We start from the raw sequence: 7690 nt of genomic DNA, 5'->3' as shown, positions 1-7690 counted from the left end.
AGGTCTGTGCTCAGGGGAGTAAACAATATCCCATACTTCCTGTTTAGACTCAAAAATATTTATGCCTAGCTCCACAACTTTACGGGGTGAGCCATTTTCATCCCGATAATCTACATATTTTATTAGGCTTCTCTAGCTATTTTTTCGGAAGAGTTAATCGTCTACCAATTGGTAGACGATAGTGACACAGTTGGTAGACGATAGTGACCCAATTGGTAGACGAAAGTGATCCAACTGGTAGACGATTAATTCTTTCAGGTAAAAAACAAGAATGGATTCAATTAAATGGATAAGAGATCAGGGTCTTTTGTATAACGGTTTGAAGTAGAAAGATATCATAATTATAAGTTATAATATCATTTTTCCAATATGTCATGACACTTTAGACCTTACTTTTGCACATGTTACATAATTACTCAATGCGATTCTCACTGCAAATTCATAGACCATGTTAAAGAAGTTATACTTATTACACGTCATATCTATCGTATTCTTTACTGCATGTATACAATCCTGTACAGGTGATAAAAATGATTCGACAATCGATCATTTAAGAGTAAACACATTAATCTCTCCTTTAGGGATTGATACCGACAAACCCGATTTTTCCTGGCAGATGCAATCTCAAAGAATCGGAATAAAACAATCCGCTTATCAAATTGTGGTCGCTAAAGACCAACGTTTCACTGAAATGGTTTGGGACAGTGGGATGATTACATCCAATCAATCTGTAGGAATAGTCTATGGAGGATCTAGCTTAGCTCCGGAAACAGATTACTATTGGAAAGTAAATATAACGGACAGTTATGGAAAAACTCACACAGCCTCTTCATTTTTCTCGACAGGTCTGATGAATCCAACGATCAATGCCTGGGATAATGCGCAATGGATTGGTAGTAATGAACTCTCTTTAGATGCGACATCTGCTCAACTATTTCATATCAGCACTAAATATAAAATCATATCAGGAAATAAACTCTCGCTTATATTCGGAGCAAACGATTTTCGCTTTAACAATAATTTCCAAAACGTAGAACGAATGGAGGGTGAGAATTATTACCGTTTTGAATTGGATCTTTCAGGTGTTGGAACACCAAATGGAGCAGCTATAAATATTTATCGTGTGGGATACCTGAAAACCGACTCTCCTGAATATCCGTTTATCACTATATCAAAAGCTACAATACCAACCTGCAATATAAACGAATTAATTACCACAGCAAATGCTTATCAAGAAAACACACTAGATATCCATGTATCTGCCAGTGCTATGACTGTAGAAATCAACGGAAAAGCTTTGCAATTAAATAATAATCCTACCCCGCGAATGGGAGGAGGAGGTATTATTCTTTCGCCCTATGGTAAAAATGGCGGAGATTATAATACATATCCTAATCTGAATTCGATCGGATTCTATACCGCTACAGGAGAAAAAGTAGAATTCACGGATTATGCATTAAAAAATGTAGGACAAGGGCGTGAAGCGGATCTATTCAACCAATCTATAGGAGCTACCTATTCCATATTTAATCATATAACCGGACTAACGGTTTCCGATAATAAAATTTCTGTGGACGAAGGAACTTTCGGATATGCAGATCCCAGTCATTATGCTTCGCTTTCGATGCTGAGAAACGAATTTGAAACCGAATCAGAGAAAAAAATTCAAAAAGCAGATATGTATATCACGGCAATGGGTTCCTATGAAATGTATGTGAATGGAAAACGAATGGGTAATGATTGGTTCAATCCGGGAGTAAGTCAATATCGTGAAACGCTTAACTATCATACTTATAATGTTACAGACTTGTTGAAAAATGGGAAAAATGTTTTAGGAGCCATACTCGGACCTGGTTTTTATACCGGATATATGACATTTACCCCTAATAACTATAATTTTTTCGGTGATACGGAAGCTCTTTTGGCCAAATTAGTGATTACTTATACGGATGGAAATCAACGCATAATAACAACCAATCCCAAAGAGTGGAAACTCTATAAAAAGGGTCCCGTTGAATACGCCAGTATGTTTCATGGTCAGCGTTATAATGCCAATAAAGAATCTGCCATTGCCGGATGGACTACTGTAGGTTACCAGGAAAACGGTTGGGTACGACCTGAAATCATAAAAAAACGTGACTGGATCAATTTTGATATTATTGCCCGGCGTGATAATCCTGTTCGCGAAATCGAACGTTTACAAGCAACAAGAGTATTAACCACACATAGCGATGATAAAAAAACATACACCTATGATATGGGAGTCGATATGGTTGGTGTACCTTCCATTACTATTCCGGCAGGTTCACTGAAAGAGGGAGATACGGTTATTCTTCGATATGGAGAAGAAATATACCCGGGAAATGAAGATTCTCCGAATAAAGTAATGCCCGATGGAACGACCTATGAATCGCTTTACGGAGCAAATGGTATTTTTCGCCCAAACGTTGCCGGACGTATTTTACATGAAACTTACAGAGCTGCACTTGTTACCGATTTTTATACAGCAAGTAAAGAAGATGAATCACGTAATGTATTGATTGAACCTCATTTTACCTACCGGGGCTATCGCTACATACAGATTACCACACCCAATCGCACATCTCCTCTCCCTATTCAAAATGTCGAAGGGATTGTACTCTCATCTGAAAATGTGACAGCATCCTACAAAGGGAGTACATCCGACAATACAGGAGAACTTATCAATCAATTATTCAGAAACATTCAACGTAGCCAGCTTGGAAATTTCTTTTCTATCCCGACAGATTGCCCTCAGCGCAATGAACGTATGGGTTGGACCGGAGATGCACAAGCATATGCCCGTACCGCTACTTATAATGGAGATGTTCAAAGTTTCTTCCGTCAATGGATGGTTACTTTGCGTAACGATCAGGGAATAGGAGGAGCAAATGGCGAACCTGCCGGTGGAGTCGGGACAACGATTCCGACTTATTCACGGGCACGATCCCGAAATTTTGCAGCCAGCAGTACTTGGGCTGCCGCAGTATGCATGGTTCCCTGGCAATTGTACACACAATACGGAGATATAGAAGTGGTCAAAGAGAATTTTGACGCTATGAAGGCTTGGTTGGACGGAATGAATCATTTCACAGTACCCGGATACCCGGGACTGTCATCACGTACAGGAGGATTAGCCGATCATCTGAGTTTCGACGCCCGCACATCCAGTGATCTCTGCAACAATGCCATTTATCTGTATATGATGGAAGTTACAGCCATTATGTCGGAAGCAATCGGAAAAACAGCGTATGCGAATGAATTGCGCAACCGCTATATGATAGCAAAAGAATCCTTCAACCGGGCATATATCGATCCGGATATCGGAATGACTCGTTCGATCTCCATAACCGATGGTTCTACCGGCCGTTTGATAGACACGCAAACTTCCTATGCTACACCTTTAAATTTCAATTGTTTCAGCGATACTATGCGCATTACTTCCGGTGAATATAACGGCATGACCTATGAAGCTTTTGCAGCTAAACGATTAGCTGAGTTATCTGCCAAACCATCGCGAAGCGGTAATGAAGGCAATGTATTGATTGTGCATGGTGGACGCGATATGCCTTTAGGTGCTACAGCCGGAGTTGCGATGAATCCGACGAAAGAATCGCTCGATTATACTATTACGACCGGCTTTTCGGGCACGCCGAATATGCTGCCGGCATTAACGCGTTTCGGACAGTCTGAAACTGCTTACAAACTTTTTTCCAGTACTGACTTTGCATCATGGCTTTATTCGGTAAAACTTGGTGCTACATCCGTATGGGAACGCTGGAACTCGTATGAACTTGCTTTTGAAATGAATGCTGCAAGCGGAATGAATTCTTTTAATCATTTTGCACTCGGCTCGGTTGGTTCGTGGATACATGAGTTTCATTTGGGTATTACTACAGACAATGGTGGGTATCAAGATTTTGTACTCCAGCCACTTCCCGGTGGAACCTATACCAATGCATCCGGCACATTTATATCTAATTATGGTACGATCAAGAGTTGTTGGAATGCTGATAAAGGGAAATTATTATCATACGATTTTACCATTCCACCTAATACGTCGGCAACTGTTTACTTACCATTAGAAGAATCAGTTATGCAAGGATTTTCTTCCATTGCAGGAATTCAATATCTCGGTATGGATACACGTAATGGTGTTAAAACAGCTAAATTCAAAGCCGAAGCCGGAAGCTATCAGATGAAATTAAGTAATGGAAAATGGCACGCTTCTATAGTTCAGGGATATATTACTGAATAGCGTTGTTTTTCGATTTAAGGTGTTATTTTTGTCCATAAAAGATGTGGTATGACCGAACACCGGATATACATAAAAAATATGGTTTGCAACCGTTGTATTATGGTTGTCAAATCTGAGTTGGACAAACTCCATATTCATCCTCTGTCAATTTCATTGGGAGAAGTGGTTGTAGAGGAAAAATTGTCGGTGGAAACGGAAAAACTGTTGAAAAGCCGGTTAGAATCACTCGGTTTTTCATGGATCGATGACCGGAAAGCACGATTAATCGAACAAATAAAAACGACCATTATAGAACTTGTTCATAAGGAAAGCATTCAGTTGAAAATCAATCTATCTGATTTTCTGTCCGAAAAGCTTAAACATGACTACAACTATATGAGCACCCTCTTTTCGCAGGTAGAAGGGATCACCATTGAAAAGTATTTTATCGCTCAAAAGATTGAAAAGGTTAAAGAGTTGCTCGTTTACAATGAGTTGACATTAAGTGAAATTGCGTTCAAACTGAATTATTCGAGCACCGCCCATTTAAGTGCGCAATTCAAAAAAATAACAGGTTTTACTCCCAGCCATTTCAAAACGATCAAAGAAAATAAACGAAAACCATTGGATGAAATCTAATGGTTTCAATTTGTAAACCATTCCTTAAACTCTGCTACCCGCAAGCGGCTAACAAGTATTCGTTCTTTGACTGGTATCTTCAAATTGACCGATAAACGACTGTTAAACCAAAGATCAATATCACGAACTGATTTTCTGGAAATGATATATTGTCGATTCACACGAAAAAATTGACTTGGGTTAAGACATTCATTCAGTTCATCTAAAGTTTGATTAAGTATATACTCTTTTTCATCATCTGTTACGGCTTTTACATCTCCTTCATAGATATAGAAATAAGAGATTGAATCTACAGGTAAAGGGAATAACTTATCGCCTTTGACAGGAATTAAAAAGTGAGTTTTATAATTCTCATTCTGTTTAAGCGCACGAATAAGTCCGCTATAATCTCCCGGTAAAACGTTTGTTTTTGCTCTCAGATGATATAATTTATCCAAAGCGTTTTCAATCGCATTCCGATCAATCGGTTTAAGCAAATAATCTACACTATTCACTTTAAATGCTTTCAGTGCATACTCATCATAAGCAGTTGTGAAAATAACAGGACTTTTAATATGTATATGTTCAAAAATTTCAAATGCCGATCCATCTGCCAGGTGAATATCGACAAAGATCAAATCCGGCTCAGGATGATTTCTAAGCCATTCTATACTCTCCGTTATACTATCTGTCACCGCCAGTATTTCAATATTATGATCAATATCTAAAAGCAATGCTTTTAAATTTCTGACAGCCGCTTTTTCATCTTCTATAATAAGGACTTTCATAAACACATTATATCAAAGGGATTGTGACCGAAAATAAGTTATTATCATCCTGTATTTCAATTGTTTTCTTAAACAAAAGATCATACCGTTTAGCCAGATTTCCCAAACCAATCCCTGTTCCTCTACTCGGTGTCAGTTTAGGCTGTATCGGATTATAAACTGTCAACTGATGCTTGTCGGCATGAATGGTTATTGTAAAAGGCTTACGATTACTGATTTCATTGTGTTTCACCGCATTTTCAATCAACATCTGTACTGCCATGGGTGGGAGTTGAAGGAGTTCCGACGCTTCATCTATATTCAAATGAAACATCAGATTGTCTTCATAACGCATTTTCAATAAAAAAAGATAAGCATTCACAAACTCCATCTCTTCCCGAAGAGAAACGGTCTGATTTTCATTTTCCTGTAAAGTATATCGGAGTACTCGTGATAATTCTTGTAAATAATCTTGCGCCTTATCCGGTGTTTCCCGTATTAAAGAGCGAAGTGTATTTAAAGAATTAAACAACATATGCGGATTCAATTGATTTTTTAATGCTTCATACTGATTCAGAAGGCTTTCCATTCGCAACTGTTGGTTTTCGATCTGAACCTGCTGACTTTTTCTAATCAACCAAGTGATGTAACAACTACTGGAAACCACCGCTGATATAATAAAATCGCGTACAGGATGCAATAAGAAATGTACTGTAGAGTGGATAGCGGGTATATCCAGTTGATGATGAAGGAAGACAAATCCATTTCCCAACAAGTTGCTTGCAATCCATGTAAGCACAAAAGAGAAAAGTAGTTTTTGCCATGAGAGTCTGGTAGACAAACGATTTAACCCCAACAAAGCGATATTCAACCCAAACAGAATGATCAACGATATAAATGTAAATAGCATCTCATTAATCACATCGATAACAGCTATTCCCGGAAATAATTCAGTACTTATATTTTCATCCCTTCCAAACAGAGACATCCATTCAGGAAAATAGATCAACACAGAAACAACCAATGAGATCCCTGTTATGGATAAGATATATTTATTGCTGAACTTCATGAAACAAACTTAACTAAAAAACACGCCTTCTGTATTTCAGTTATAGATTTATTCACTTTTTTTCTCAATACGTGCCGAAACATACATTCCCGGGCGAAAATGTACATTCGATTCTTTGACACGGGCGTACACTTCCAAAGAACGATTAACCGGATCAACAGCCTGACCAACGGATATGACTTCCGCATTGAACTCCTGATCTCCCAAACTATTTACCCGAAATAAAACCGGACTCCCTGATTGTAACCTCATAAGATCTTTCTCATAAACGGTTAACTGAAGTAATGTTTCTCCTTTATCTATCACTTCGCAGATCGGATCACCACCATTAATATATTTACCGAGATTTATATTCATACCCGAGACATAACCGCTTAAAGGACTCTTTATCTCTAAATAAGGTTGAATACCTTCGGATAACACATCTTTAGGGGAAACACCGAGAATAGTCAATTGTGCCGAAGCTCCTTCCAAACGACTTTTCATTGATAAATACTCCGCTTTGCTTTGTTCAAAACGTTTTTGAGATGCCGCTTCCTGAACACTTAACCGTTCTTGTCGTTCAAATTCTGATTTTAAATAAGTGGTTTGGGCATACGCGTCAAGGTATTCCTGTTGTAATGTAATGAATTCCGGATTTTCAAGAGTCGCTATAACTGTTCCTTTTTTGATATAAATCCCATTCAACAAATTGGTACTATGCACTGTTCCTCCCATAGTCGGTGTCACCGTAGCATAACGTTGCGGAGGCGTCATCAAAACACCGTTAAATGAGGAGTGATTGACCATTGCCATTGGTTCTGTATCTGCCTCCGATTGGCCGGCAAATAATTCTTCTGTCATTTCATTTTCAATAGCCATTGTATCAGAGACTTCATCTGACAAACTTTCTTTTTTACCGTTACAAGCGAATAAAAGAAGGACAACTGTCGATATAACTATTTTTTTCATGATCTGTTTATTTTGTTCCTATTTGATTTC

Annotated in this window: 5 protein-coding genes; 2 read left to right on the top strand and 3 right to left on the bottom strand. The window is 38.4% G+C overall.

The window, feature by feature from the left end; all coding sequences use genetic code 11:
* Positions 1 to 448 precede the first annotated feature (448 nt).
* Together M2135_RS14460 and M2135_RS14455 are read left to right on the top strand one after the other, a co-directional pair.
* Positions 449 to 4276 (top strand): family 78 glycoside hydrolase catalytic domain, encoded by a 3828-nt coding sequence (locus M2135_RS14460; protein ID WP_280749236.1) that lies wholly within the window; start codon positions 449 to 451, stop codon positions 4274 to 4276.
* A 48-nt stretch (positions 4277 to 4324) separates the two neighbouring features.
* Positions 4325 to 4894, top strand: a complete 570-nt coding sequence (locus M2135_RS14455) for an AraC family transcriptional regulator (RefSeq protein WP_280749235.1) — start codon at positions 4325 to 4327, stop codon at positions 4892 to 4894.
* A gap of 5 nt (positions 4895 to 4899) precedes the next feature.
* On the opposite strand, the gene M2135_RS14450 is transcribed toward M2135_RS14455, so the two are convergent.
* Genes M2135_RS14450 through M2135_RS14440 form a run of 3 tightly spaced genes read right to left on the bottom strand, consistent with a single transcriptional unit; the run spans position 4900 to position 7660 of the window.
* On the bottom strand, positions 4900 to 5661 hold the full coding sequence (locus tag M2135_RS14450; RefSeq protein WP_280749234.1) for a LytTR family DNA-binding domain-containing protein: 762 nt from the start codon (positions 5659 to 5661) through the stop codon (positions 4900 to 4902).
* 7 nt (positions 5662 to 5668) lie between these two features.
* Positions 5669 to 6709 carry a histidine kinase gene (locus M2135_RS14445; protein WP_280749233.1) on the bottom strand — a complete coding sequence of 347 codons (1041 nt, stop codon included), beginning with the start codon at positions 6707 to 6709 and terminating at the stop codon, positions 5669 to 5671.
* A gap of 48 nt (positions 6710 to 6757) precedes the next feature.
* Positions 6758 to 7660, bottom strand: coding sequence for an efflux RND transporter periplasmic adaptor subunit (locus tag M2135_RS14440; protein ID WP_280749232.1), 903 nt, complete (start codon positions 7658 to 7660; stop codon positions 6758 to 6760).
* Positions 7661 to 7690: the final 30 nt, after the last annotated feature.

Origin of the sequence: Parabacteroides sp. PF5-9 (assembly GCF_029893105.1) — a bacterium.
Lineage (GTDB): Bacteria > Bacteroidota > Bacteroidia > Bacteroidales > Tannerellaceae > JARXWG01.
This window is presented reverse-complemented; position numbering and strand designations above follow the sequence as displayed.

Coding starts and splice junctions, on each gene's coding strand:
- M2135_RS14445 (WP_280749233.1), bottom strand. CDS start 6,709: ATGAAGTTCAGCAATAAATATATCTTATCCATAACAGGGATCTCATTG.
- M2135_RS14460 (WP_280749236.1), top strand. CDS start 449: ATGTTAAAGAAGTTATACTTATTACACGTCATATCTATCGTATTCTTT.
- M2135_RS14455 (WP_280749235.1), top strand. CDS start 4,325: ATGACCGAACACCGGATATACATAAAAAATATGGTTTGCAACCGTTGT.
- M2135_RS14440 (WP_280749232.1), bottom strand. CDS start 7,660: ATGAAAAAAATAGTTATATCGACAGTTGTCCTTCTTTTATTCGCTTGT.
- M2135_RS14450 (WP_280749234.1), bottom strand. CDS start 5,661: ATGAAAGTCCTTATTATAGAAGATGAAAAAGCGGCTGTCAGAAATTTA.